We start from the raw sequence: 26,149 nt of genomic DNA on the forward strand, positions 1-26,149 counted from the left end.
CAGAATTATGAACACCCTCGTGGCTTGTGACCATATGAGGCTGAGCCTGTTCAAATGGAGCGGTAATATTATGGAAAAATATGCAATCTGGCAAAAATTAAGATAGCAACTTAGCTTCAAAGCCATTAGATGAATATTTTCCTTTATACGAACTTAATCCCAGAATACGATAAAAAAGCAGATTGGGTCAGCCCTTGGTAATCGAGATCACTTCTGCAGTTGGTAGAGTGGGCTCTCAACATAGTGTACTAACCACCCTCAATGGAGCTTCACCTTCATTCGATGTACAGCCTCCCATAAGCAGACCTCCAACGCCAAAATATTTAATCTAGCGAGCCTGCATTTTAGAAATGCCCCGTGATTTACTTGTTGTGCTTTTCATATTCAGATTGGTAAAGCGCAAAAAAATTGGCAGTGTGATTACCTCAAAATACCTTGGTACTTATTCCGTCAGTACCTCTGGCAATCACACTAGTGCACTCTATACTAAAATTACTTAACTGTTATCGTAGATAAGTAGACATGATCGTGACCAGTTAATGCGTCAAACGTTTGCACCACTCTAAAATCACCGCTTTTTATTAAACCACTTGATAGTGCTGCGTACTCATCAGAACGTAGATTTTCATATATTTCTTTATCTGATTTCCCTTCTCTTTCATTTATAGAAATTGACATTTTGTTACTTGCTCCATAGGGTATTAATACTTCATTGTATGAGATAAAACTCCCTGTCCCCTTATCATTATGAGCACGCAAAGTAAAAAACGTTCCAAATCCTTCAAAGAAAGTATTGTCATTATCCATCTCAACCTGTCCATAGGAAACAACATACCCATCGACAACACCTGGGATATCTGGATCATCAAATTCATCCCCAGTCTTTTTCACCTTACTAACAATATAACTTTCACCATTTTTTTCTTCATTTTCTGATGCATAATAACGATCTGCAACATTATCTAAATAGCCGACGGTGACATCGATATCTTGTTTTTCGCTACGATTAAATATTTTAATCGTAGCCTTTTGTGGAACAAAGATTAATCCCCACAAAACTTCAATTGCTAAGTAGGCTGCTGTAATCGCAACTGCACCACTTAGGCACGAAAGTAACGCTCTTCTAGCTATTACTCTTTTGCTAAAGAATTTAACATACGTTTTTTTCGTTCCCATACTTTTTTCTACGGATAGAGCAAATGATTTTGTAATAGCACCCTTTACCTCAGTCTTAAATATCTTACGACAAGTAGCATAAATTAACTTTTTAATAGCTGTCGCAAGCCCTAATTCAAGTGCAGTTCTTGCACCAAAACCAAGATATTTTTGAACAGTCGATTTTTTACCAGACTTGTAAATAACTAAAAATTCTTCAAACTCTGACTCAATCGGCTCACCATTTTCTTTATAATAATTGTATCGGTAGGAAGGCAAATCTTGGAAATAATCTTGTGCACTTTTGCTGGGCTTTGGTTGTTTCCAAATATACACCTTTGCAGCTCCATGCTTTATAACAGAGTAATGTGAACCGGCAGATGTTACAAAAGGTGCCCACTGTTTAAGTGCATCATCTTCACCTTCCTCTGAATACTGAGCTAATAGTTCACCTAGTAATCGTGAATTTTTCACATCATCTTCAGAGGGTTCAAGCAAGGCACCTCCTTTCTCCAGGGCTATGTCGAACAGTGCAAGCTCGTCTGCTGTAAACGTTTTACTAGGGCCAAAAGGTTCTAAATCAATTTTTCCATCTTGATCGTCACGAAACTCAACAACTAACCTCGGCGGTAACGCTGAATTGCTAGGTGCTTTTTCTGATTGAAGCGCCTTTATTCCATAAATATACTTTTTCCGATTTTCTTCCTTTATCGTGAATTTACTAGCTGTATCGATATCCTGTTCAACCCAACCGCTTTTTGAACATGCTTTCCAACCTGTTAGTTCAGATTCTAAAACGTATCCATCATCTAGTTCATGAAGAAAAATAACATGATGATATGGGTCAAACTCTTTGCTTCGATTACCTTCAATGTCAACATATAGTCCGTGTAACTCATCCTTCAATGCAATGATCATTGTTTTCATAACTTTTCCTCTAAATTATTTGGCTGAAAGCACTGGGAACTAACTTGTATCGACAGAGATATTAGGAAGAGATTGGAAATTTTAAAATTACACTTGATTACAAGACAACCAACAATGTCGAAAGCAAAGTTTTGCAGCTCTCTCTTTCAGACATTTACAGGCCTCTGATTCCCACTAAAGGAGGGGCCAATAGCGCTGAGGTTTGTTTTAACTTTGGATGGCACCCCTATGGCTGGGTGGCTGTCACTCCTTGAATTTACTGAAAATCACATACCAACTTAAAAATTAAAACCACTCTTTTTCAATGGCTTCTTATAAGTTGTGCAAGATGAGCTTTCTGAATGTTCGAAACCTGCACAGAATACATAAGGTAATTTAAAAGAATGACTGGAAAATATTTTTTAGCTTTAGAAGATTTTTGATTTTGGAGTGAAATCTGACACCGCAAACTTTGGAGTTTGGGTGGCAGTCTTACCAGCCACATCCCGGCACACGAGTCATTCGCTGTGGCTGCTTCCTTCCGGACCTGACCAGGTTCACGAACTATCGTTGCGAGAGGACCAATAAGACTACCATTGAGGGCCTTGTTTGGCGCGGGATGAATTATCGCGAGTTTCACGCTGGGTTGCAAGGATAAATGTGAAAAAGCCCGGCTAACTGCTTAGTGAGTATACAATTAGACGGGCTTTGCTGTTTTGGTTGGTTTTTTCTTGGGTTTTTAACTTACTTTGCCAGCGCGACTTTTAGGTCTTGCAGGCGCTTTTTCATTTTCTTCATGTTTTCCGGGCCCATGCGCAGGAATAGCTTTTGCGCATCAGACAGTTGCTCCCACTCTGCATAAGCGTACTTATAAGTCACAGATTCTTGCAGCAGCGGCAGGCTGGTTTCCGGGATAGGTGTTTCCAGCAGCTCGCCAATGGCTTCTTGCAGGGTCAGGTCGAATTCGCCGCCGTCGTAGCCAATTTCTTCGTAAGCTTCACGAATTAACGGCTTGAACTTGTCGTACGTGCGTACCAGCTGAGCTGTACTCATCGCATTGAGCATGTTCACGTATGGTGTGTAACGCTCGTAGCTGTTTGGGTCGGTAATGATGATGTCGTCTTCGATCACCATAAAGTTGTCTTGAGGTTTGCTAACCGGGAAGTGATTTTTAGCCACTTTACCTTGTGCCAGGTTGTCGACAAATACCACGCTGCGGCGGATCATGTCGTCAGTGACCACCAGATCCATGGCCGTGTCGTTCAGATAGTTGCTAATTTGCTCGCTCAGGGCCACGTCGCTGTTGTCCAGTGACGGAAGCGGCGCAGCTACTGGTTGTTCCGGCTCGCGCTGTGGCAGTGGCTCAGGTTCCGTTACAGGCTCAGGCTCTACAATTGGTTCTGGCGCTGTGGGCTCTTCAACCTCAGTAGCAAGCTCTGGGCGTGCAGTGTTGACCACTTCCGCTGGCGTTTTCTCCGGCACCACAACGTCTTGTTTAAACTTGGCGTTTTCCTGCTCATTATCCCGATTTGAAAGCACAAATATGGCCACAATAACGAGGGCCACGACCACGCTTACGGCAAGCAATAAGTGGCTGTTAGACGGCTTGCTGTTCCTTGATTCTGCTGAGTTGTGCTCTGACATGGAAGCTCCATTAAATTTGCTAAACGAATTAGTTGCACTTACGGTGATTAAAGTGCCAGATTGGGCGCTTGGCCGCGTCTCAGGCAACAAAAATAATCTATAATATACAAAAGATTATAGCTTATCGCTGGGCCCTTTGACGACCTTTGCGTTTGCAACCCATGGCATTTTTAGTCTCTTTAAACGCGTATACTCACAAATGCATCCAATATTGGTGAGTATTCATTAAAAGATATCGCATCCGCGACAAGGTGCAATATCAATTACTGCTTAGTGAGCATATGGGCGCAATATGAATCGTCAATGAATTTGTTTCTGAATCGCGATGTATTGCTGTTTTACTAAGTTAAACAAATCGTTATAGTAAGTGTACTAGGCTTCTCAAGGCCTGAATTTTTTTCTCAAATCAACCTTTGTAAATTGCGTGGTTAAGGAAGCATATGAGTCAGCAGCACAGTTCGCGTTCATGTCCTCGTTCAGCACTGTTATTAACCGGTGGTGGGGCCCGGGCTGCCTACCAGGTTGGCGTGCTAAAAGCGCTGGCGCACAGCCTGCCCAGAACCGCCCCGCTGCCCTTTCGGATTATAAACGGCACCTCGGCGGGGGCCATCAACTCCGCGGGCCTGGCTTGTTATGCCTCGAATATGCATCTGGCGATCCGTAAAATAGAATCAATCTGGAAAAACTTTCATACCGATATGGTGTACGAGAGCGGCTTTGTCGGTGCATTTGGCCACATTCTGGGTAATATGATGCGCAGTTTTCAGGCTGAATATATCAATCAGCCACCAGCCAGTTTGCTGGATAACACACCACTGCGCCACCTGCTGCGTGAGGTGCTCGACCTTTCGAGGATCGACCGTAACATTCAGCGCGGCTATCTGGATGCCTTGTCGGTGACCGTATCCAGCTACTCAACCGGCCGCTCTGTGGCGTTTTATCAGGCAAAGGACGCGCGCCCGTGGCAACGTGCCAAGCGCATTGGTGTGCCCGACCATATCACCCTGGATCACCTGATGGCCTCCAGTGCCATTCCTATGGTGTTTCCCAGTGTGCGGGTCAGGCACCATTATTACGGTGATGGCTCAATCCACCAATTGTCGCCACTGAGCCCGCCGATCCATCTGGGGGCCGAGAAGATTTTCGTCATTGGTGTTGAGCAGCCAAAAATCCCAACCCCGCTTGGCTACGAGCCGCACTTTCCCGGCATGTCGGTGGTTGCAGGTCACCTGCTCGATAGCGTGTTCAGCGATACCTTACAATCTGATCTGGAACGACTGGAGCGGGTAAACCGTACGGTCGGGTTACTACCCGCCAGAGATAAACACAAAGAGCTGAAACACATTAAAACTCTGGTGGTCAATCCCACTCATAATTTCAATGAACTGGCTTTACATTATTACGATGAGTTGCCGATGGCCATTAAGCTCTTGCTGCGCTCTATCGGGGTAAGACGGCACTCGCCATCGAGTTTAACCAGTTACTTGTTGTTCGAAAAAGCCTATACCCGGGAGTTGATAGAGTATGGCTATCAGGATGGGCTTGCCCGGCTGGACGAAATTCGCGCCTTTCTGGAGCTGGATTAAACCACACCATTCGCTATGGCAGGCCGTCTAGCAGGAATTGCTCGGCCCGCTCCACTCGCCGCGGCTTGCCTTTAAGCAGCAAAACATCGCTGGCACATAAGGTGATCTCTTCATCCGGCATAGAGATTTCTTCGCCATTGCGCCGCAGTGCTTTTACCACCACTTTATGACGTGACAGGTCCAGCTCGGCAATCGACTTATCGACCGCAAAGGCATCGTCAGGCAGCGCTATGGCATGCAAATACTCCAGCCTGTCTGAGCTGTAGCTGGCACCGTCTGCGCCCGCGTATTCTTCCATTTCCTGGCTGTCGCCGGTAAAAAAGCCGTGTAAATACTCATAGCGGTTTTCCCTTTCAATGCTCACCCGCTTGAGGATCCGGCGCATCGGCACGCCAGACATATACAACACATGCGATACCATCATCAGGCTGGCCTCCAGCGATTCTGGCACAACTTCTGTGGCACCGAGTTCTTTGAGTGCCTCCAGGTGGGTATCGTCCTTCATTCGCACCAAAATTTTTACCTCAGGGGCAAAGCGCTTCACCGCGTCTATCACGGCCTGGGCTTTGTCGAAGTCATTGAGCGACACAATTACCAGGCGGGCTTCACTGACATTGGCGGATTTCAGCACTTCCTGCTGAGTTGGATCGCCAAATACCACGGGCTCTCCGGCGGTTATCGCTTCCTGAACTATGGCCGGGTTACGCTCTACGGCAATATATGGAATGGCTTCCGGGCGCAAAAACCGCGCAATGGTCTGCCCCACCCGCGCATAACCAAAGATCACCACGTGGTTTTTAACCTTGCTGGAGTCTATAAAACCCTGCTCGTGAGGCTCTGGGCGCCCTTCGCTGTCGATACCAAACAGCTTAATAAGCCGATCTGTTTCGCTGATCAAATACGGGGTTAATGCCATAGACAACACCCCCAGCGCTATCAGGAACGAGGCCACCTCGGCACTGAGCAACTGGTGTTTGCCGGCCAGCGCCACCAATACAAAGCCAAATTCGCCCATTTGCCACAGCAACACACCGGCTGCAAAGGCGTCTTTACGGCGCTCGCCCATCAGCTGGGCTAGCAGGAAAATAATGGCCAGCTTTAGCACAATCAGCAGCGCCAGAACCAGCACAATATAGATAAATGACTGGATCACATACGACACATCGAGCTGTGTGCCTACGGTCACAAAGAACAGCCCCATCAGAATATCGCGAAAGGGCCGTATCTCAGCTTCGAGCTGGTGCCTGAACTGGCTTTCGCCGAGCATCATTCCGGCCAGAAATGCACCCAGCGCCATGGAAAGACCAAACGCATAGGTTAGCGCTCCGGCACACAGCGCCACCACCAGAGTGGTCAGTACAAATAACTCATCGGTGCGGGCCATCGCCACTTCGTTAAAGACTTTCGGCAACACCCACTTGCCAATGGCCCACAACAACATACAAACAAACGCACCTTTGGCGAGCGCAAGAATAAGCGCGCCGACTAATACCTGGTTATCAGACTGGCTTAATAAAGGAATGGTGATCAGCAGCGGGACCACGGCAATGTCCTGGAACAGCAAAACCCCCACTGCCAGCTGACCACGGCGAATATTCAATATGCCCCGCTCTTTGAGCTCTTTCACTACAACGGCTGTGGAAGACAAGGCTATCAGGCTGGCAATGATCAGCGCTTCAATCCAGTTAAATCCCAGATACTTTAAGATCACCGCCAGCACAACAGTGGTGACCAGCACCTGTAAGCTGCCCAGCCCAAATACCACGCTACGCATTGCCATCAGTTTGGGGATCGAAAACTCCAACCCCAGGCTAAACAGTAAAAACACAATCCCCAGCTCAGCTATCAGTTGGATCTCATGACTATTATTGATCCAGCCAAAGCCATAGCTACCCGCCAGCAGGCCGGTTAATAAATAAGCCAATATGGGGGGCAACCCAACCCGCTTAAACGACCACACCAGCGCCACGGCACAGAGCAACAAGGCTATCAACCCGGTAAATTGGCCCTCCAGGGCGGCAACTAGCGTACTGGTGACATCCTCACCTAAAAACCCGGCAAAATTTTGCTGCAAAGCGCCTCCCAAGCGTCAATAAATTACTGGTGAGTAATTTTTATTCACTACTAAATATAGCAAGCAGCTGTTTTTCAGCCAGTTTAAATTTTTGGCATGAAACTCGCTTAGAACAGACTGAATGTTGTACTTTAGGGGAATACTAGATGGAAAATGTCCATATTTTGACACAGCGGGCACCGACGCGCGGGGATTTTTTGCCGTTTAACGCGCAAATGCAAATGTCGCACGTCCCCGAAAACCCAATGAGCCTGACTGAAAAATTACAAACAACGCTCGATGTAAATGGACTGCTCGACATCTTTGCTGGCTATATTAAGCGCATTATAAACCTTGCCGGATTGCAGTTTCATTCCAGTGAAGGCGTGTTTCAGATGCAGCAAAGTAACAACCAGCTGAGCCCTTATACGTTTGATCTGGAGTTAAACAACCAGCATCTGGGTCAGATTGTGTATTTCAGTAAATATCGCCTGAGTGAGGCGTTGCAGGCAAGGCTTATCCAGCTGCATACCTGCTTGTTGTATCCACTCAGAAACGCCTTGATGTATCAGCGGGTACTCAAGCTGGCCACCAAAGATTCGCTGACCGGTTTATCTAATCGCAGCCAGTTCAATGAGTTTTTGGCCAAAAAGCTTGAACGCAGCCGCCGTCATCACTGCAATTTTAGCCTGATGCTGCTGGATTTAGATAACTTTAAGCAAGTGAACGACCAGTATGGTCACAAAATGGGTGATAACGTATTAATTGAATTTGCGCGTATTCTGGAGTCATCCGTGCGAGCAACAGACACCGTGTTCCGTTTTGGCGGTGATGAGTTTGCGATCCTGATTGACGATCCAGCCTTTACCACCAATAAAGTGATTGCGGAGCGCATCATGGCGTCTGTCAGATGCTGTACCATCATGAAGAGCCATGATGTTACCACCAGCATTGGCTTTACGCTGGCAACCAGCCAGGATTGCCCGAACGAAATTTTCTCGCGGGCGGATAAGGGGCTGTATCGCGCTAAGGACGCCGGCAGAGACTGCGCCCGGACAATCTAGACGACAAACTGTCTGACCATATCGCGTCCCCTAACGCGATATGGTCCTTACTTACGCAGTAAAACCAGCTTATACAGCAACAGTAGCAGTGCAAAACCCGCGAAGAAGCTGTTGATCACCCATGCCAGTGACAAAAAGTCTGGCAGTTCGCTGAAAATAATGGCCAGCATAGGTGCACCCAGGCCAAAAATAAAAAAGCTCCCGCCCTTGCCGTGCCAGTAAGCCAGCAACAGCGCCGCACTCAGCCCGCCCACACTCAGGCTAAGCACAACATTGCCGATATTCAGGCCACCATTCATCGCCAGAATAAAAAACAAAGCACCGCAGCCAAGTACTGCCCAGATAGCTTTATTTGCCAGCGATTCACCGATCTTGTGTGTTTCTTGCATCTTCTAACTTCCAATTGAGTCCCTGAGACGATGCATACGCCTCATTGACGAAAAACCCCACTACCTGTACTAATTCATCGTTGTAATAAATCAGCGGCACACGGCCGCGCTCCCAGGTAGGGACACCATAATCTTTTAGCCAGTGCTTGAGGGTATTACGGCCACTACGCCCAAGCGGTTTAACTTTTTCGTTCAGGCAGTTAAAGCGCACCGACACCTGTTCATCCGGCATTGGATGGCGGATCCCTTTCCCCTCAATAACAGATAATGTCGTGCTGTCATCCAGCATCACAGGCGCCAGAGCGATATTGCTGTACGACTGCCTGGGTGCCTGCTCACAGACCCAGTATAAGTTGTCTCTGAAGCGCCTAACCTGCCCGGCAGGTAAAGTAACAGCCATTTGTGCGTCCGCTTTGGCATTCAACGCCTGTGTCAGGATCTGTTCCAGCTGTTTTTGCGACGGCATCTGAACGCCCCGCTCAGCCAGCCAGGCACGCACCAGGTTTTGCTGGCGTAATGGCGCAAACTCTGCAAGGCGAGTAACAGACAAGCTTTGCTCATCCAGGCAGTGCATAAGATCGGCCCGGGTGATTTCATCCAGCAATGCCTGCTGCCCCTGTAACAGCTCAATGGTACGCATAACGCTGGGAACAAAGCCCGTAAAACGGGATTTTAACAAGGGCAATATCTGGTTGCGCAAAAAATTGCGGTCAAAGCGGTCGCTGAGGTTAGATTCATCTTCTATGTGTGATATGCCGAATGTCTTGGCAAACGCTTCTATGTCTGCGCGCTGGGATGTGAGCAAGGGCCTCAGACATACCCGCCCGGATGGCAACTCGGTGCGTGCCTGCATGGCGCCCAGCCCTTTAAGACCAGAGCCTCGTTTGAGGCGCAGCAGAAAGGTTTCAACCTGATCGTCCGCGTGCTGCCCCAGCACCAGTGCATGATGCGGATAAGCCTGCTTGTCCAGTGCCTCGTAACGTGCTGCACGGGCCTGAGCTTCAAGGCTCTGACGATTTTGTGCCACCACCTTAACCGAAACCGGGGTAAAGTCGATGGCCAGCGCCTCACATTGTGCCTCACAAAACGCCTGCCACTTTGGTGAATTAGGCGACAAACCATGATCAACATAAATTGCCTGTAATGCCAGCCGAGAATTGCACTGCACATAATGATGGCACAGGTACAGCAGCACCACAGAGTCTACCCCACCTGAGAGCGCCACAGTAAGGCCACGCGTTACCACTTGCAATTTAGAGTGCACTCGCTCATCAGCCAGTAAGTTATCCAGGCTGGCAGCAAAACGTTTATAAAGCGGGGTCTGAGTCATAATCTCGGATGTTGTCGATAGTTAGGTCGTATTATCCCGGTTTCGCAGGTACAAAAAAAGCCGCAATGCGGCTTTTTTCGGTGTTGCAGTGTCACAGTGGCTTAGCAATAACCAAATGACATCAGACGCTGGTAACGTTGCTCCAGCATTTCTTCTGTGCTCAGTGCTTCCAGTTCGCCCAAGTCACGCTTAAGCTGAGCTTTAAGGTTTTTCGCCATCGTGTCGTAGTTACGATGTGCGCCACCCATAGGCTCATCAATAATGGTATTGATGAGATCCAGCTCTTTAACTCGTGCTGCTGATACACCCATGGCTTCTGCAGCCAGAGGGGCTTTTTCTGCACTCTTCCACAGGATAGAGGCACACCCTTCCGGTGAGATAACAGAGTAGGTGCTGTACTGAAGCATGTTAACGCGGTCGCCCACACCAATGGCCAGTGCACCACCAGAGCCACCCTCACCAATCACGGTACAGATGGTCGGCACTTTCAGTGCAGCCATCACTTTAAGGTTACGAGCAATTGCTTCACTCTGACCACGCTCTTCAGCGCCAACGCCCGGATAAGCACCCGGGGTGTCGATGAAAGTGATGATTGGCATTTTAAAACGCTCAGCCATTTCCATCAGACGCAAGGCTTTACGATAGCCTTCAGGCTTTGGCATACCAAAGTTGCGCTTGATTTTTTCGGCTGTGTCGCGGCCTTTTTGCTGGCCGATAACCATGACTGGTTTGTCGTCTAGTCGTGCAACACCGCCCAAAATAGCCGGGTCGTTTGCGAATGTGCGGTCGCCCGCAAACTCGTCAAATTCAGTGAAAATACGCTCGATGTAATCGCGTGTATAAGGACGAAGCGGATGACGCGCCAACTGAGATACCTGCCAGGCACCGAGGTTGTCGAAGATCTTTTTCGTTTGTTCTACGCTTTTTTCCTTGAGGCGGCTGATCTCTTCTTCAAGGCTGAGATCAAGACTGCCAGAGCGGCTTACGTTTTGTAATTCATTGATTTTTGCTTCTAATTCTGCAATTGGAAGCTCAAATTCAAGATAATTGAGGCTCATGCTCTAAACTACCTGTTTAATTAAATTCTAGTTCTATTTCCTGCGCCGCCATCTTGGATAATCGTCTGAGGAGATCATCACTGGGCGTCACACACCATTGCATACCTAATGTAACTTCCGCTATCGCGTCCGGGCGCTGATATTGGATTTTTACCGGACACGTACCAAATTTGTACGGTTCCAGTACTTTTTTCAGATTATCTATGAAGTTCGTGTCAATTTGCACCATATTCAAGGTCATTTTTATCGCACTGATCCGCTTTTCACGGGCCTGAGATATGGTACAGACTTCTCTGGCGGTCATTGTAATGCCGCCGGAGAAGTTATCAAAGCTGACCTGTCCGGATATTACCAAGATTTGGTTCATTTGCAGCATATCTTGGTACATTTCGAACTGTTCAGGAAATAAGCGTACATCAATTCGTGCGCTCTTGTCATCTAAAGTTATCAGACCCCAGCGTTTGCCTTTTTTGTTGACCAGCACTCTTGCATTGATAACCAACCCGGCAGCCGTCGATTGCACATCGCGATTTGTCGGCTGTAATTCTACTAGACGACCCGAAGTATAATTTTTTAACTCTTTTCTGTACTGATTTATCGGGTGACCGGTCAGATATAAGCCCAGAGTGTCTTTTTCACCCTGCAACCATTCATCATCCGACAGCGGGATTGCTTTAACAAAGGCCTGCTCAACTTCGTCTGGCTCAACGGCCAGCAAGCCAAACAAATCACTTTGCCCCAGTGACTCGGCCTTGTGGTGCTGCTCGGCAGACTTCATGGCGTCTTTCAGGCTGGCCAGTAAGGTAGCACGCCCGGGCTGGGTTTTTTCCGGACCCAGCTGGTCCAGCGCACCTGCGTAAATCAGCTTTTCAATCACCCGGCGGTTCAGGCGTTTAAGGTCAACCCGGGCACAAAAATCGAATAAGTCTTTAAACGGACCGCCCTGCTCGCGGGCTTCCAGAATGGCTTCAACCGGGCCTTCACCCACGCCTTTGATGGCGCCGATACCATAGACGATCTCGCCCTGGCGGTTTACCGCAAACTTATATACGCCCGCGTTGACGTCCGGTGGCAACAGCGTCAACTTCATGTTTTCGCATTCGTCCACCAGGGTCACGATTTTGTCGGTGTTATCCATATCCGCCGACATTACCGCTGCCATAAACTCAGCCGGATAATGGGTTTTCATCCACAGCGTCTGATACGATACCAGTGCATAAGCAGCAGAGTGTGACTTGTTAAAGCCATAACCCGCGAACTTCTCTACCAGATCGAAGATCTTCATTGCCAGTTCGCCGTCAACGCCGTTGTCTCTGGCACCGTCTTCGAAGGTGCTACGCTGCTTGGCCATTTCCTCGGGTTTTTTCTTACCCATGGCTCGACGCAGCAAGTCTGCGCCACCTAGGCTGTATCCCGCCAGAACCTGGGCAATCTGCATTACCTGTTCCTGGTATAGGATGATCCCGTAGGTCGGCTCCAGGATTGGTTGCAGGCTGTCGTGCTGGTACTGCGCATCCGGGTAAGAGATATCTTCTCGGCCATGCTTACGGTCGATAAAGTTATCTACCATGCCCGATTGCAGCGGACCCGGACGGAACAAAGCAACCAGTGCGATCATATCTTCGAAGCAGTCCGGCTTCAAACGACGGATCAGGTCTTTCATCCCCCGCGATTCCAACTGGAATACGGCGGTGGTTTCAGCTCTGAGCAGCACTTCGAAGCTGGCCGGATCATCTAACGGAATAGCCGCGATATCGACCGGCTCAATGCCATCACGCGCCAGTCGCTCGTTGGTCATATCGAGCGCCCACTGCAAGATGGTCAGTGTACGCAGACCCAGGAAGTCGAACTTAACCAGACCGGCCGTTTCAACGTCGTTTTTATCAAACTGGGTGACCGGGAACTTACCTTCTTCGTCGCAATAGAGCGCGGCAAAGTCGGTGATACTGGTCGGCGAGATAACCACGCCCCCGGCGTGCTTACCGGCGTTACGGGTACAGCCTTCAAGAATACGACACTTGTCTATCAGCTCTCGAACTTCTTCGTCGCCGTCGTACACTTCAGGCAGACGCGGCTCAACCTCAAAGGCTTTGGCCAGGGTCATACCCGGATCGCCCGGGACGAGCTTAGAAATACGATCGACAAAGCCATAAGGGTGACCAAGCACCCGACCCACGTCGCGAATTACCGCCTTGGCGGCCATGGTACCAAAGGTGATGATCTGGGATACCGCCTGACGACCATATAGCTTAGATACGTGGTCGATTACTTCATCCCGGCGGTCCATACAGAAGTCGACGTCGAAGTCGGGCATCGAGACACGTTCCGGGTTAAGGAAACGTTCGAATAGCAGGTCAAATTCCAGTGGATCCAGATCGGTGATCTTTAACGCATACGCCACCAGTGAGCCCGCACCGGAACCCCGCCCCGGCCCGACCGGAATATCGTTATCCTTACTCCACTGGATGAACTCCATTACGATCAGGAAGTAGCCAGGGAATCCCATCTGGTTGATTACGTCGAGCTCAATTTGCAGACGCTCATCATACGGGCCGCGTTTTTCTGCGCGCTCAGCATCGTCCGGGAATAGGAACTGTAAACGCTCTTCCAGACCATCACGGGATACCTTCACCAGGAAGTCTTCGATTTTTAAATCGCCGGTCGGATAATCTGGCAGGAAGTAAGTGCCCAGCTGAACGGTGACGTTACAGCGCTTGGCAATCTCTACCGTGTTTTGCAGCGCTTCCGGAATATCGCTGAATAACTCCTGCATTTGTTCAGGGGTTTTCAGGTACTGCTCTTTGGAGAAACGTCTGGGACGGTTTTTATCTTCCAGCGTGTAACCGTCGTGAATGGCCACACGAATTTCGTGGGGTTCGAAGTCATGTTCATGGAGGAACACCACTTCGTTAGTTGCCACAACCGGCAAACCTCTTTCAGTTGCCAGCGCGACCGCCGCATGCAGGTATGCCTCTTCCTGCTCACGGCCGGTACGGTGTAGTTCAAGATAATAATGATCGGCAAAATGGGTTTCGTAGAATTCCACCGTGTCGGCAATCAGTTGCGGGTTGCCCTTTAAAAGCGCTTTACCCACATCGCCGTCTTTAGCACCGGATAATAAGATCAGGCCTTCTTTGTATTTAGCCAGCCACGCTTTGTCTATTGCGGGACGATGAAATACGTGGCCCCGTAAATAGGCCTCGGAGATCAATAAGGTAAGGTTTTTATAACCTTCGTTGTTTTTGGCCAGCACCACAATGCGGCTGGGCTCGTCCGGAAACTGATCGCTCTTAAGCCAGAAATCGGCCCCGACCAGCGGTTTAATACCCGCACCGTGGGCCGCGCCGTAAAAGCGCACCAGGCCACATAAGTTCATCTGATCTGTGATGGCAAAGGCAGGCATGCCCAGCTCGGCGGCACGCGCCACGATGGGCTTGGTTTTTGCCAGCCCGTCGACCATAGAAAAGTCGCTGTGTACTCTTAAATGAACAAACTCAGGGGCTGCCATAACTAAGATTTCTCCGCCAGAATGCGCTGTACCGGTTTGAAACTGGTTCTGTGATGCGGGGTTGCGCCGTGTTCGCTGAGCGCTGCAAAATGGGCTTTGGTCGGGTAGCCTTTGTGTCCCGCAAAACCATATTGCGGATATTGCTTATCCAGCTCCAGCATTTCCTGATCGCGGGTCACTTTTGCCAGGATAGAGGCAGCACTGATCTCAGCGACCAGGCTGTCGCCTTTAACCACCGCCTGAGCAGGCACGCTCAGTTCGGGCAAGCGATTGCCGTCAACAAATACAAACTCGGCTTTCACTGCTAAGCCTTCTACCGCGCGCGTCATGGCCAGCATAGTGGCATGCAGGATATTCAGCTCATCAATTTCGCTCACCGTAGCACGTGCCACGTGGTAGCACAGTGCTTTTTGTTTGATCTCTTCAGCCAGCAGTAAGCGCTTTTTCTCGGTAAGTTTTTTGGAATCCGTCAGCCCTTCTATCGGGTTGGCCGGATCCAGGATCACCGCCGCTGTGACCACGTCACCCACTAAAGGGCCACGGCCTACTTCATCTACGCCTGCAATATACTGCACATCAGGACGTTCAATTTGCATCTATTAACTCCACTACAGCCTGTGCCGCCTGTTTGCTGGCGTCACGGCGAATATTCTGGTGAATATCATAAAAACGTTGGATAAGCGCTGAGTTGTCTCCTTTCAGCAAAGGTAGCAATGCATCTGTGAGTGCATCGGGGTTACAATCCTGTTGTAAAAACTCTTCAACCAGGGCTTCATCTGCCAACAGATTTGGCAAAGAAAAGTGCTTAATGTTGAAGGTAAAAAAGGTATTAAAAATCCAATAACTGAGAGGCTTGAGCTTATAACCGACCACCATTGGCTTTTTATACAGCATGGCCTCCAGTGTTGCTGTGCCCGAGGCGAGCAAAACGGCAGTTGCCGCCGTCATCGCCAGCGAGGACTGGCCATCGAGTAAAATGGTTCTCAGCTCTGGGGCAACCTGGGCCTGAATAGCCTGAAATTGCGCTTTGCGCTTTTCGTTCACCAGAGGCACAAGAATTTTCAGGTTGGGGATCTTATCGGCCAGTGCTTTGGCCGTCAGTAAATAGGTTTCACTAAGCTGGCTTACTTCAGAGCCGCGACTGCCTGGCAACAGAGCCAGCACAGTATCTGAGTCTTTCAGGCCCAATTGCGCGCGCGCGGCTGACACATCCACATCGAGCGGGATTTCATCCGCCAGTGTATGACCGACAAAGGTGCACGGCACTTCGTGTTTATCGTAAAAAGCTTTTTCGAATGGCAGCAGGGATAACACCAGGTTGGTGGCTTCCGCGATTTTAAAAATGCGTTTTTGTCGCCAGGCCCAGACTGACGGACTGACATACTGAACGGTTTTAATACCGGCCGCTTTAAGTGGTTTTTCTACGCGCAGGTTGAAGTCGGGCGCATCAATACCGATATAAATATCCGGTTTATGCGCGATAAAATGCTCGACCAGTTGTTTGCGGATCTTCAGTAGGCGTGGCAGCCTTCCTAATACTTCCACCAGGCCCATCACAGCCAGCTCTTCCATATCGAATAAGGTTTCGCATCCGGCCGCCAGCATCTTCGGACCGGCAATACCGATAAATCGGGCATTAGGATAATGTTCGCGCAGTGCATGGATAAGTCCTGCACCTAAGATGTCGCCAGACAGCTCGCCGGCAACAATCCCTATCGTAATTTCTTTTTCGTTGGCCATGTGATTCATTTTAGAATAAAAAAACGCCATACAGGCTGTATGGCGTTAGTATATCAGATACAGATATGCGATGTAGAAAGGTTATCGGCCGTTATCAAAAATTAACGTACCAGTCCTCTTTCTGAGGTCGCAATAAAGTCAATCATGTCCTGAACACCGGCAAACTTTGCGGCATCTTCGCGCATGACTTCCAGCGCTTCATCCAGCTTCAGACCTTTACGGAACAAAGTCTTATAAGCTCGACGAATGGCCATGATCTCATCCGATTCATAACCACGGCGCTTTAACCCTTCTGTGTTTATCGCAGCAGGTCGCGCAGGCGTACCAGTGGTTGTTACAAATGGCGGTACGTCCTGATTCACACCGCTGTACATGCCAACAAAGGCATGAGCACCGATTTTACAGAACTGATGGACACCCGAATTACCGGCTAAAATCACAAAGTCGCCGACATGTACATGCCCTGCCACACTCGCATTGTTAGCGAAAATCACATTGTTGCCGATGACAGCATCGTGCGCAACATGGGTGTACGCCATAAACAAGTTATTGCTGCCGATCTGAGTGATGCCTTTATCCTGAATGGTACCACGGTGGATGGTGGCGCATTCGCGGATAATATTGTTGTCACCAATTACCAGCTTGGTTGGTTCATCCTTGTACTTTTTATCTTGGCAGGCTTCGCCGACTGATGCGAACTGAAAAATATGGTTACCAGAACCAATCACGCTGGGTCCTTTGATCACGACGTGAGATTCTATTTTACAGTTGTCTCCAATAACAACATCATTGCCGATATAGCTATAGGGACCAACTGATACATTTTCGCCCAGTTGAGCACCTGACTCAATAATTGCAGTAGGATGGATCACGCTTAAAACTCTCTTCTTGCACACATTAGTTCAGCGCTACACACGACCTTGCCGTCGACCTTTGCAACACCAGAAAATTTCCAGATATTGCGGCGCTCTTTCACAAATTCAACATGCAAATGCATAGTATCGCCCGGCACGACCGGCTGCTTGAAGCGCGCATTATCTATCGCTGCAAACAAGTATAGTTCATTATCACCGCGATTCTCGACGGTCTTAAAGCCAAGCAGGCCAGTCGCCTGAGCCATGGCTTCTAAAATCATCACGCCTGGGAAAATAGGCTGATCAGGAAAGTGGCCTGTAAAAATAGGCTCGTTGGCAGTCACATTTTTGACTGCATGTAAGTATTCGCCAGGCTTATAGTCAATGACCTTATCTACCAGCAGCATCGGGTAACGATGTGGCAGTAGCTTGAGGATTTCTTGAATATCAAAGCTATTTAATTCGTTGGCCAAAATAACATCCTTTAGTTATCAGTATGTTTAAGCTGTTCAGTGAGGCTTTCCAGCGCTTTCAATCGCGCTTTAAAATCCGAAAGATTACGCAGATGAGCAATGTTTTTACGCCACTCTTTGTTTGTGGTGTGTGGCATACCTGATGAGTAAATCCCCGGCTCGGAGATCCCTTTGGTCACCATGCTCATGCCTGTAATGACGACTCCGTCACACACTTCATTATGTCCGTTGACAGCCACCATACCGCCAATTTGGCAATATTTGCCGATTTTTACACTACCGGCCATTACGCTACACCCGGCAATGGCGGTACCGTAACCAATCTCAACATTGTGTGCGATTTGAATTTGGTTATCCAAAATCACATTATCGTGGATCACCGTGTCATCCAGCGCACCCCGATCTATCGTCGTGCTTGCCCCGACTTCTACGCGGTTACCAATAATGACGCTACCAAGCTGAGGAATTTTAACCCATTCTCCGCCTTCGTTTGCATAGCCAAAGCCATCGCTCCCGATCACGGCGCCGGACTGAAATAAACACGACTCGCCGATGACCACTTCATGATAAATAGTCACGTTGGCCCAGAGCTTAGTTTTAGCGCCAATACGGGTATGTTTACCAACGAAACAACCTGGACCTATCTGCACGTCATCGCCAAGCTCTACGCCTGCTTCTATCACGGCATTCGCGCCAATGCTGACATTATTACCGAGTTTCACCGACTCATGGACCGAAGCACGCTCATGAATTCCCTGCGCTGAATCAGGCGTGGTATCCATATATTGCGCAAGCTTGGCGTACGCGACGTAAGGGTTGTCACAGATTAGCTTGTTACCCGGGAAGTGTTCAGCCTCAGAGGGTGCCAGTATCACGGCCCCTGCTTGCGTGGCGGCAAGCTGGCTGCGGTATTTTTTGTTTGCCAGGAACGCGATGTCCTGGCCACCTGCATTAAGCAAGGTGGCAATTTTCTCAATTGGCTGATCCGGATCGCCCTGTAAATCGGCGCCCACAGCATCAGCCAACTGCGACAAAGTGTAGTGTTTGGTCATTACTTTTTACTGACTACTTCAACAATTTTATCAGACAGGTCAGAAACTTTATCAGGGTTGAAGTAAATTGTCGTTTCTTTTACACGAACTTCGTCGTATTTTCCTTTTTTGGCAACTTCTTCAATGGCATCAACGATCAGTTTCTGTACTTTTGCCAGTTCCTGATTTTGACGCGTTTTGATTTCTTGCTCTAAAGGACGACCCTTTTCAGCCAGTTCTTGCTGCATGCCCTGAATTTTCTTACGCAATGCAGTTTGTTGCTCTTCGCTCATAGTTGCGCTCTCACGCTTAAACTTTTCAGCTTCGAAACGAATGTCACCTTGTAGTTTTTCTAATTCTTGACGACGTTCTGCGAACTCTGACTTTAGCGTTTGCTCAATTTTAGCCATTTGTGGCAATTGTGAGTAAATGCTTTGCATGTCGATCAGACCAACTTTGTGTGCAAAAGCAGACGCAGAAGCCCCCATCATGAGTGTTGCCATCAGCGCCATGGCCGAAGTTTTGAATAGTTTTTTCACAATTAGCTCCTTAGAAAGTATTACTTATGTTAAAGCTGATGAAGTCTGTTTCATCATCCTCTTCTTTTTTCAGTGGGTAGGCAAAGCTGATCAGCATAGGTCCCATTGGCGAGATCCATTGCACAGATAAGCCAGTAGACACTCTGAACCGGCTTGGATCTGAGTAGTCTGACAATGTTTTATATACATCTGGTGACAAGTTCGTATAGCGGTCGGCATCGAACTCGGTATCCCAGACGTTCGCAGCATCAACGAAGAAGCTGGTACGTACCGAACTGGTATTTTCCTCATCCAGGAATGGCGTCGGAACAATCATTTCAATACCTGCCAGCGCTTTTGCGTTACCACCGATACGACCACCCTGGATCAGGTTATCAAACTGCGGATCACCACCAATCGAACCTGGTATTGTACCATCCGGCAGCGGCGTGCCGCCGATTGAAGCAGGTGAACGCTGCAATGCGCGTGGCAAAATGGTATTACGGTCAAAGCCACGCAATTCCATTTCGGTAATACGATAGAACTCCTGGAATGGCAAGGTTTGTTCAAAGCCATTGATTTCGCCGTAGCCATTACCATAAGCAAGTCCCGCACGAGCTGAGAACACCCAGCGATGATCGTTACTCACAGGCCAGTAGAAGCGTGAATCGTAGTTTACTTTGAAGAAGTTCAGATCTGAGTTTGGCGTTGTCACTCTGAAAGTCGCGCTCTGACGAGAACCGTCTGTCGGGAACATACCACGGTTAACCGTGATCCGTGACCAGCCTACGCTCAGCTCATACTTGGTGAAGTCGAACCCTGCATCCGGGTTATCCGGATCGGTAAACGCCAGTCGCATCACCCGAGATTGCTCGTAATCCGGGATACGATCCAGCTCTTCTTCAATCCAGCGTACACCAAAGTTAATGCGGTTAACCGCATCAATTGGGAAACCGAAATTGGTGCCAATACCATAGTTGGTCTGGTCGTAATCGATCAGGCCCAGCTTGCTGCCGTCAAAGTCGCTGTAGAAGATACTGCTACCCTGTGACACACCATCTGGCGTGAAATACGGGTTGGTATAAGATACCGTGTAGCGCTTCGAGCCGCGACCCGTGTTAATGTTAAACGCCAGCTGATTACCGGTCCCCAGGAAGTTAGACTCACTGACCCCCACGTTAAATTGCAAGCCGCCGTATGAACCATAGGCCACACCGGCCTGGAAACTTCCCGCAGGCTGCTCTTTCACCTTGAAGTCAACATCAACCTGGTCGTCAACGCCAGGAATAGGCTTCACTTCAAAATCAACGGTTTCCATATACGGCAGACGCTGGATCTGGAGTTTAGAGCGCTCCAGGCTCTGGTTAGACAACCAGGCACCTTCGAGCTGCGTCATTTCACGACGCACTACGTGATCGGCAGTCACCTGGTTACCATTAACCGCAATACGGCGCACGTAAACACGCTTGCCCGGGTCAACTGCCAGGGTGAGTTTTACCTCTTTGTTTTCGTCATCAATGTCAGGCACGGTGCGCACCTCTGCATTGGCATAACCAAAACGTGCCAGGTAGCTTTTGATGAATTCTTCGGTGGCCGTTACGATTGAGCCATTGTATAGCTCACCGCTCTTCAGTGGCACCACGCTGCGGATCAGTTCTTCACGACCAAGCAGGTCGCCAATGAATTCGAAGTCTTTCACCATGTACTGCTCGCCTTCTGTCAGGTTGGCAGTAACATAGACAGACTCACGCTCCGGGCTCACCGACACCTGAGTTGAATCTATGTTGAAACGCAGGTAGCCACGGTCAAGATAGTAACTGCGTATCTTTTCCAGATCGCCCTCAATGGTTTGCTTCTGATATCGGTCGCTCGACAGGAACTTCCACCAGGGTAAGTCTTGTTGCGACTCAACCAGCTTCAATAATTCTTCATCGGAGAATAGCTCGTTACCAACCAGGTTAATTTGCCTGACCGATGCCGCATCACCCTCTTTAAAGTCCAGCTTTAAGCGAACCCGGTTACGCGGTAACTCAACAATGCTCATCTCAATTTTGGCATTGTATTTACCGATACTATGAAAGAACTCGATCAGGCCTTTTTCGACACTGTCAATAACCGTTCTGTCGAGCGTTTCACCAGTACGGATATTTTGCTGATCTAAGCTTTCCTGTAACTGCTCATCTTTGATGTCTTTGTTACCATCAAATTCGATTGAGGCAATGGTCGGACGCTCTTTAACTTTGAATATAACCTGATTGCCATCACGGTATGCAGCGATATCGTCGAAGTGACCAGACGCAAACAGCGCCTTAATTGTCTTTGACACCGTGTAGTCATCAACTTGATCACCCACGTTGATAGGAATATGTGTTAACGCCGCGCCCAGCGCAACGCGCTGCAGGCCTTCAACTTTCAAATCTTCTACGATAAAGGAGTTTTGCCCCAGAGCAGCAAAGCTCGCGCCCAGTAAACTCGTTACAGCTAAATGTTTTTTTATAGGCATTTTATTATCTTTATCCTTTACAGCTTACGGCGAACAGTGCGCCTCAATTGCTATCGCACCTTGCGGCCTAAAGCCTCGATACATCGTTAAGTAGTGCAAAACAAGTTAGCGCCAGGAGCACAACTGCACCCACCTTGTAGCCTAACTCTTGTGTCTTTTCAGAGACCGGTTTTTTGCGAATAAGTTCAATAAAGTAATACATTAAGTGCCCGCCATCTAAGACCGGCAGGGGTAAAAGGTTAAAAACCCCCAGGTTGACGCTGATTAAAGCCAAAAAGCCTAAAAATGCGACAAACCCGTAACTGACACTATTTCCGGCCCCAACGGCAATACCAACCGGCCCGCTGAGATTTTTGACCGATACCTGACCGGTCAATAAATTACCAATCATCTCAAAACTGAGCGCCGTTAAGTCGTAGGTCTTTTTAACGCCCAGCACGATACTATCGAATACCCCGTATTGTCTAGTTTCAATGTACCCTTCTGGCCAGGGCTCAAGCACCGGTACCACGCCCAGATAGCCGATAAGGATGCCGTTATTATCTTCACGGCCCTGAGGTGTTGGGTAAAGATCAACCTCTTCGCCCGCTCTTTGCACCACTAAATGGCTGCGTTGTTGCGCTGAGGTTTGCACCAGCTGAACGAATTGCTCCCAGGAGTCTAATACTTCATTGTTATAACGCAGCAGCTTGTCACCGTTGGCTAATCCAGCCTCCTCAGCGGCAGAACCTTTAGCGACCTGCGCAATTTCCAGTTTAAGGTCCGGACGGTAGGGTTGAACGCCAACCGAGGTCAACGGGGGTACGTCCTGCTCGTCCAGTCGCCACTGTCGGGTGTCGAGCTGGCGCAGTGCCAGTTGTCCTTTGCTGTCTCGTACTTTGAGTATGATTTCAGATTCACCCAGGCCGCTCATCAGCGCAAAGGTGACCTCCTGCCACGACTGCACAAGCTGCTCATCAACACTGATAATGTGATCGCCCGGCTGCACCTGGGCCTGAGCGGCGATGCTGTTTTCGGCCACACCGCCGACGATCGGCTTGGCATTTTGCACGCCAACCATGTACATCACCGCGAGCACCAAAATAGCGAATAAGAAGTTAGCAAGGGGTCCGGCTGCTGCAATGGCGATTCTGGACAGTACAGGCTTGTTGTTAAACGAGAGGTGTTGCTCTGAAGCGGATACGTCGTCGACACGTTCATCTAACATGCGAACATACCCACCCAGCGGAATGGCGGCAATGACATATTCAGTGCCCAGCTTGTCATACCAACGGAACAGGGGTTTACCAAACCCGATGGAAAAACGCAGCACTTTAACGCCGGCTTTTCTGGCAACCCAAAAATGGCCATATTCATGTACGGCCACCAAGATCCCCAGCGCGACGATGAAAGAACCCAGGTTCCAGAAAAATTCCAACATAATGACTCCTACTTAGTGATCAGTTCCCTGGCCAGTCTGCGGGCTTGCGCATCCTGTGCCATAATCGCGTCCACAGAGTGTAAAGGCTCCAGGTGGCAACGTTCAAGCACTTCGGCGTTTATGCGGTAAATGTCGCAAAAACCGATTTGCTCGTTTAAAAAGGCCGCGACCGCAATTTCGTTTGCCGCATTCAATGTAGTTGTTGCTGATTGACCACTACGGCAGGCATCAATTGCCAGCTTTAAGTTGGGATAACGGTTGAAATCAGGCTTGGTAAAGGTGAAGTCAACAATATCGGCAAAGTCGAGCGGCCTGACGCCGGCTTCAATGCGCTCAGGGTAAGCCAGACCATAGGCAATGGGTGTGCGCATATCGGGTTGGCCCATTTGCGCTATCACCGAACCATCGATGTACTGCACCATAGAATGGATCATACTTTGCGGGTGGATGACCACGTCTATGTCGTCGGCCTGGCAATGAAACAGCCACTTTGCTTCGACAAATTCCAACCCTTTGTTCATCATGGTGGCAGAATCCACCGAAATTTTCTGGCCCATCGACCAGTTAGGGTGTGCGACAGCCTCAGCCACGGTCACATCCGCCAGCGTATCAATATCGCGGTTTAAAAAGGGTCCACCGGAGCCGGTTAGCAGGATTTTACGTATCCCTTGTGCATCAAGGGCCGTGCTAGTGCCCTTTTGCAAAGCATCAGGTAAACACTGAAAGATGGCATTGTGTTCGCTGTCTATGGGCAGCAAAGTGGCACCATGGCGTTTTACTTTGTCCATAAACAACTGGCCTGACATCACCAGAGATTCTTTATTAGCAAGCAAGACCTTTTTGCCCTGCTCGACCGCCGCGAGTGTTGGCAACAATCCCGCTGCACCGACAATAGCCGACATCACAATGTCGACGTCGGGGTGAGCCGCCATATCACACATGGCCTGAGTGCCGCTGAGCACTTCAGTCTGTTGGCTGTTGAGTGCTTCGGTTACTTCTTTGGCAGCGTCCTCCGCTCCCATAACAACATAACGAGGCTGGTGCTTTAGCGCCTGCTCAACAACCCGCGCCACGTTGCGCCCGGCAACCAGCGCAAAAACCTGATATCGCGTTTGATTTCGCTCAACAACGTCCAGCGTTGATGTACCAATAGAGCCCGTAGACCCTAAAATAACCAGGTTTTGTTTGTCACTCATAAGGTTACCGTCCAGGCGTACAGCAGAGCAAAAATCGGCGCGGCAGCCGTTAAGCTGTCGATACGGTCGAGAATGCCGCCATGTCCTGGCAGGCATTTACCGGAATCTTTTAAACCGGCTTCGCGCTTGAACATGCTTTCGAGCAGATCGCCAATCGCAGAAAATAAGGCAATCACAACAGTCAGCCCGGCATACAGGAGCCACTGGTGCTGATCCACATCGCTGCAATAACAAAAGATGACCACAAACACGACAGACGTCAGTAAACCGCCAATCAAGCCTTCAATGGTTTTATTGGGGCTGACATTGGGCATTAATTTGTGTTTGCCAAAATTCTTACCAGCAAAGTAAGCGCCGATGTCGGCACTCCAGACAATGCCCAGCACCACCATGATTAACACTGAGCCGTATTGCTCTGCCTGATGATACTCTGCACTGCGCAGCACATTGAGTGCCAGCCAAAGTGGGATAAGCGTGAGAAATCCGGCGATGGTACGCATGATCATGCCTTCATTCCAGGCTCTGGCCATACGCGGGTAATTCATAACCAGGATGGTTGCAACCAGCCACCAGGCGGCGGCCAGTGTAAAGACATAATTTGCATCAGCGACCAGGCGGCCCTGGTGCCATAACTCTGTGATCGGCCAATGAATATGCAGGCCAGCCAGAACGGCGGCCATCATGGCAACATACACGCCTTTGTGCACGCGGTCAGTCAGACCAATAAATGCGGCCCATTCCCAGGCGCCCAGTAAGATAATGCCGCCTGCGATCACGCTAAACAGATTCAGCGGTGTAAAAAACACCAATAGTAAAGCCAGTGGCGCCAGCACCACCGACGTCATAACACGTTGTTTTAACAAATTTTATACCTTCAACTTGTTGTTTTGCGCTCGGCGAGTAATTGTTTTATTTGTTCGCCGGTACAACCGAAACGTCGTTCTCTGGACACATAACAGGCCAGCGCCTCTGAAAACGCTTCTTCATTAAAATCGGGCCATAATGTTTCGGTAAAGTAGAGCTCAGCATACGCTGCCTGCCACAGTAGGAAATTACTAATGCGGTAATCTCCACCGGTACGGATCAATAGATCAAGCGGGCTTTGATCCGCCATGGTTAGCTGCGATGAAATCGCTTCTTCAGTAATGTCGCTCGCCGCAATGGCGCCATCAGCCACCTGTTCAGCCAGAGACTGGGCTGCCTGCATGATGTCCCAGCGACCGCCATAATTGGCCGCGATGTTCAACCTTAGCCCCGAGTTGTGCTCGGTCAATTGTTCTGCATCGGCAACTTTTTGCTGTAACCCGGCAGGAAAACGCGAGATGTCACCAATGATTGTCAGCTTCACATTATTCTTGTGGAGCTTTTTAACTTCTTTACTCAATACAAACAGGAATAACTCCATCAAAGTGCTGACTTCGTCCTCAGGACGACGCCAGTTTTCACTACTGAAAGCGAACAACGTCAATGACTCTATCCCTAGCTTAGAGCAAAACTGCACAGCACTGCGAACTGAATCTACCCCTTTTTTATGTCCGTATGCGCGGGGACGCTTGCGCGCCTGGGCCCAGCGGCCATTTCCATCCATAATGATAGCGACATGTTTGGGCAGAGATTGCTGTGAAATTGCGTCAGCGGTTAAAATCATAATGCCTATTTAAGTAAAAAAAAACGCCGTCTAGTATACCTTAGACGGCGCTGCAAACCTAATAAATTTGTGG

The 26,149-nt window shown here is 49.0% G+C and carries 20 protein-coding genes and 1 other RNA gene; 2 read left to right on the forward strand and 19 right to left on the reverse strand.

Annotated features, from left to right (window positions below):
- Positions 1–492 precede the first annotated feature (492 nt).
- The 3 genes from TW77_RS04885 to TW77_RS04890 all read right to left on the reverse strand — a co-directional run bounded on the left by TW77_RS04885 (position 493) and on the right by TW77_RS04890 (position 3,705).
- On the reverse strand, positions 493–2,082 hold the full coding sequence (locus tag TW77_RS04885) for a hypothetical protein (protein WP_046003853.1): 1,590 nt from the start codon (positions 2,080–2,082) through the stop codon (positions 493–495).
- Between the two features lie 469 nt (positions 2,083–2,551).
- Positions 2,552–2,648: signal recognition particle sRNA small type (gene ffs, locus TW77_RS24575), an RNA gene on the reverse strand.
- A 157-nt stretch (positions 2,649–2,805) separates the two neighbouring features.
- Positions 2,806–3,705, reverse strand: a complete 900-nt coding sequence (locus tag TW77_RS04890; protein ID WP_046003854.1) for a DUF3014 domain-containing protein — start codon at positions 3,703–3,705, stop codon at positions 2,806–2,808.
- Positions 3,706–4,145: 440 nt separating this feature from the next.
- Here TW77_RS04890 and TW77_RS04895 point away from each other — a divergent pair, with 440 nt between their 5' ends.
- Complete coding sequence (locus tag TW77_RS04895; RefSeq protein WP_046003855.1) at positions 4,146–5,291, forward strand: patatin-like phospholipase family protein; 1,146 nt, start codon at positions 4,146–4,148, stop codon at positions 5,289–5,291.
- 13 nt (positions 5,292–5,304) lie between these two features.
- On the opposite strand, the gene TW77_RS04900 is transcribed toward TW77_RS04895, so the two are convergent.
- Complete coding sequence (locus TW77_RS04900; protein WP_046003959.1) at positions 5,305–7,305, reverse strand: cation:proton antiporter; 2,001 nt, start codon at positions 7,303–7,305, stop codon at positions 5,305–5,307.
- Between the two features lie 206 nt (positions 7,306–7,511).
- On the opposite strand from TW77_RS04900, the gene TW77_RS04905 reads away from it, so the two are divergent.
- Positions 7,512–8,408, forward strand: coding sequence for a GGDEF domain-containing protein (locus tag TW77_RS04905; RefSeq protein ID WP_046003856.1), 897 nt, complete (start codon positions 7,512–7,514; stop codon positions 8,406–8,408).
- Positions 8,409–8,455: 47 nt separating this feature from the next.
- On the opposite strand, the gene TW77_RS04910 is transcribed toward TW77_RS04905, so the two are convergent.
- The 15 genes from TW77_RS04910 to TW77_RS04980 form a co-directional block, all read right to left on the reverse strand.
- A complete protein-coding gene (locus tag TW77_RS04910) occupies positions 8,456–8,797 on the reverse strand; it encodes a hypothetical protein (protein ID WP_046003857.1) in 342 nt (113 codons plus the stop codon).
- Positions 8,772–10,127, reverse strand: a complete 1,356-nt coding sequence (gene tilS, locus TW77_RS04915) for a tRNA lysidine(34) synthetase TilS (protein WP_046003858.1) — start codon at positions 10,125–10,127, stop codon at positions 8,772–8,774. The genes TW77_RS04910 and tilS overlap by 26 nt, the downstream gene beginning before the upstream one ends.
- A 101-nt stretch (positions 10,128–10,228) precedes the next feature.
- Complete coding sequence (gene accA, locus TW77_RS04920) at positions 10,229–11,185, reverse strand: acetyl-CoA carboxylase carboxyl transferase subunit alpha (RefSeq protein ID WP_046003859.1); 957 nt, start codon at positions 11,183–11,185, stop codon at positions 10,229–10,231.
- A 16-nt stretch (positions 11,186–11,201) separates the two neighbouring features.
- The gene (gene dnaE, locus TW77_RS04925) at positions 11,202–14,693 is read right to left on the reverse strand and encodes a DNA polymerase III subunit alpha (protein ID WP_046003860.1); all 3,492 of its coding nucleotides are present in this window, start codon (positions 14,691–14,693) and stop codon (positions 11,202–11,204) included.
- A 2-nt stretch (positions 14,694–14,695) separates the two neighbouring features.
- On the reverse strand, positions 14,696–15,289 hold the full coding sequence (gene rnhB / locus TW77_RS04930; RefSeq protein WP_046003861.1) for a ribonuclease HII: 594 nt from the start codon (positions 15,287–15,289) through the stop codon (positions 14,696–14,698).
- The gene (lpxB, locus tag TW77_RS04935) at positions 15,279–16,433 is read right to left on the reverse strand and encodes a lipid-A-disaccharide synthase (protein ID WP_428838738.1); all 1,155 of its coding nucleotides are present in this window, start codon (positions 16,431–16,433) and stop codon (positions 15,279–15,281) included. Before lpxB ends, rnhB begins: the two co-directional genes overlap by 11 nt.
- Before the next feature lie 101 nt (positions 16,434–16,534).
- A complete protein-coding gene (gene lpxA, locus TW77_RS04940; protein ID WP_046003862.1) occupies positions 16,535–17,305 on the reverse strand; it encodes an acyl-ACP--UDP-N-acetylglucosamine O-acyltransferase in 771 nt (256 codons plus the stop codon).
- Between the two features lie 2 nt (positions 17,306–17,307).
- Positions 17,308–17,760, reverse strand: coding sequence for a 3-hydroxyacyl-ACP dehydratase FabZ (gene fabZ, locus TW77_RS04945; protein ID WP_046003863.1), 453 nt, complete (start codon positions 17,758–17,760; stop codon positions 17,308–17,310).
- Between the two features lie 11 nt (positions 17,761–17,771).
- Complete coding sequence (lpxD, locus tag TW77_RS04950) at positions 17,772–18,812, reverse strand: UDP-3-O-(3-hydroxymyristoyl)glucosamine N-acyltransferase (protein WP_046003864.1); 1,041 nt, start codon at positions 18,810–18,812, stop codon at positions 17,772–17,774.
- Positions 18,812–19,330, reverse strand: coding sequence for an OmpH family outer membrane protein (locus tag TW77_RS04955; RefSeq protein WP_046003865.1), 519 nt, complete (start codon positions 19,328–19,330; stop codon positions 18,812–18,814). Before TW77_RS04955 ends, lpxD begins: the two co-directional genes overlap by 1 nt.
- A 10-nt stretch (positions 19,331–19,340) precedes the next feature.
- Complete coding sequence (bamA, locus tag TW77_RS04960) at positions 19,341–21,812, reverse strand: outer membrane protein assembly factor BamA (protein ID WP_046003866.1); 2,472 nt, start codon at positions 21,810–21,812, stop codon at positions 19,341–19,343.
- Positions 21,813–21,879: 67 nt separating this feature from the next.
- Positions 21,880–23,232 carry a sigma E protease regulator RseP gene (rseP, locus tag TW77_RS04965; RefSeq protein ID WP_046003867.1) on the reverse strand — a complete coding sequence of 451 codons (1,353 nt, stop codon included), beginning with the start codon at positions 23,230–23,232 and terminating at the stop codon, positions 21,880–21,882.
- 8 nt (positions 23,233–23,240) lie between these two features.
- Complete coding sequence (ispC, locus tag TW77_RS04970) at positions 23,241–24,428, reverse strand: 1-deoxy-D-xylulose-5-phosphate reductoisomerase (RefSeq protein ID WP_046003868.1); 1,188 nt, start codon at positions 24,426–24,428, stop codon at positions 23,241–23,243.
- Positions 24,425–25,291, reverse strand: a complete 867-nt coding sequence (locus TW77_RS04975; protein ID WP_046003869.1) for a phosphatidate cytidylyltransferase — start codon at positions 25,289–25,291, stop codon at positions 24,425–24,427. The genes ispC and TW77_RS04975 overlap by 4 nt, the downstream gene beginning before the upstream one ends.
- Positions 25,292–25,302: 11 nt before the next feature.
- Positions 25,303–26,076 carry an isoprenyl transferase gene (locus tag TW77_RS04980; RefSeq protein ID WP_046003870.1) on the reverse strand — a complete coding sequence of 258 codons (774 nt, stop codon included), beginning with the start codon at positions 26,074–26,076 and terminating at the stop codon, positions 25,303–25,305.
- Positions 26,077–26,149: the final 73 nt, after the last annotated feature.

The sequence above is a fragment of the Pseudoalteromonas rubra genome (assembly GCF_000967655.1).
Taxonomy (GTDB): domain Bacteria; phylum Pseudomonadota; class Gammaproteobacteria; order Enterobacterales; family Alteromonadaceae; genus Pseudoalteromonas; species Pseudoalteromonas rubra_A.

Coding starts and splice junctions, on each gene's coding strand:
- TW77_RS04885 (WP_046003853.1), bottom strand. CDS start 2,082: ATGAAAACAATGATCATTGCATTGAAGGATGAGTTACACGGACTATAT.
- TW77_RS04890 (WP_046003854.1), bottom strand. CDS start 3,705: ATGTCAGAGCACAACTCAGCAGAATCAAGGAACAGCAAGCCGTCTAAC.
- TW77_RS04895 (WP_046003855.1), top strand. CDS start 4,146: ATGAGTCAGCAGCACAGTTCGCGTTCATGTCCTCGTTCAGCACTGTTA.
- TW77_RS04905 (WP_046003856.1), top strand. CDS start 7,512: ATGGAAAATGTCCATATTTTGACACAGCGGGCACCGACGCGCGGGGAT.
- TW77_RS04910 (WP_046003857.1), bottom strand. CDS start 8,797: ATGCAAGAAACACACAAGATCGGTGAATCGCTGGCAAATAAAGCTATC.
- tilS (WP_046003858.1), bottom strand. CDS start 10,127: ATGACTCAGACCCCGCTTTATAAACGTTTTGCTGCCAGCCTGGATAAC.
- accA (WP_046003859.1), bottom strand. CDS start 11,185: ATGAGCCTCAATTATCTTGAATTTGAGCTTCCAATTGCAGAATTAGAA.
- dnaE (WP_046003860.1), bottom strand. CDS start 14,693: ATGGCAGCCCCTGAGTTTGTTCATTTAAGAGTACACAGCGACTTTTCT.
- rnhB (WP_046003861.1), bottom strand. CDS start 15,289: ATGCAAATTGAACGTCCTGATGTGCAGTATATTGCAGGCGTAGATGAA.
- lpxB (WP_428838738.1), bottom strand. CDS start 16,433: ATGGCCAACGAAAAAGAAATTACGATAGGGATTGTTGCCGGCGAGCTG.
- lpxD (WP_046003864.1), bottom strand. CDS start 18,812: ATGACCAAACACTACACTTTGTCGCAGTTGGCTGATGCTGTGGGCGCC.
- bamA (WP_046003866.1), bottom strand. CDS start 21,812: ATGCCTATAAAAAAACATTTAGCTGTAACGAGTTTACTGGGCGCGAGC.
- rseP (WP_046003867.1), bottom strand. CDS start 23,232: ATGTTGGAATTTTTCTGGAACCTGGGTTCTTTCATCGTCGCGCTGGGG.
- ispC (WP_046003868.1), bottom strand. CDS start 24,428: ATGAGTGACAAACAAAACCTGGTTATTTTAGGGTCTACGGGCTCTATT.
- TW77_RS04980 (WP_046003870.1), bottom strand. CDS start 26,076: ATGATTTTAACCGCTGACGCAATTTCACAGCAATCTCTGCCCAAACAT.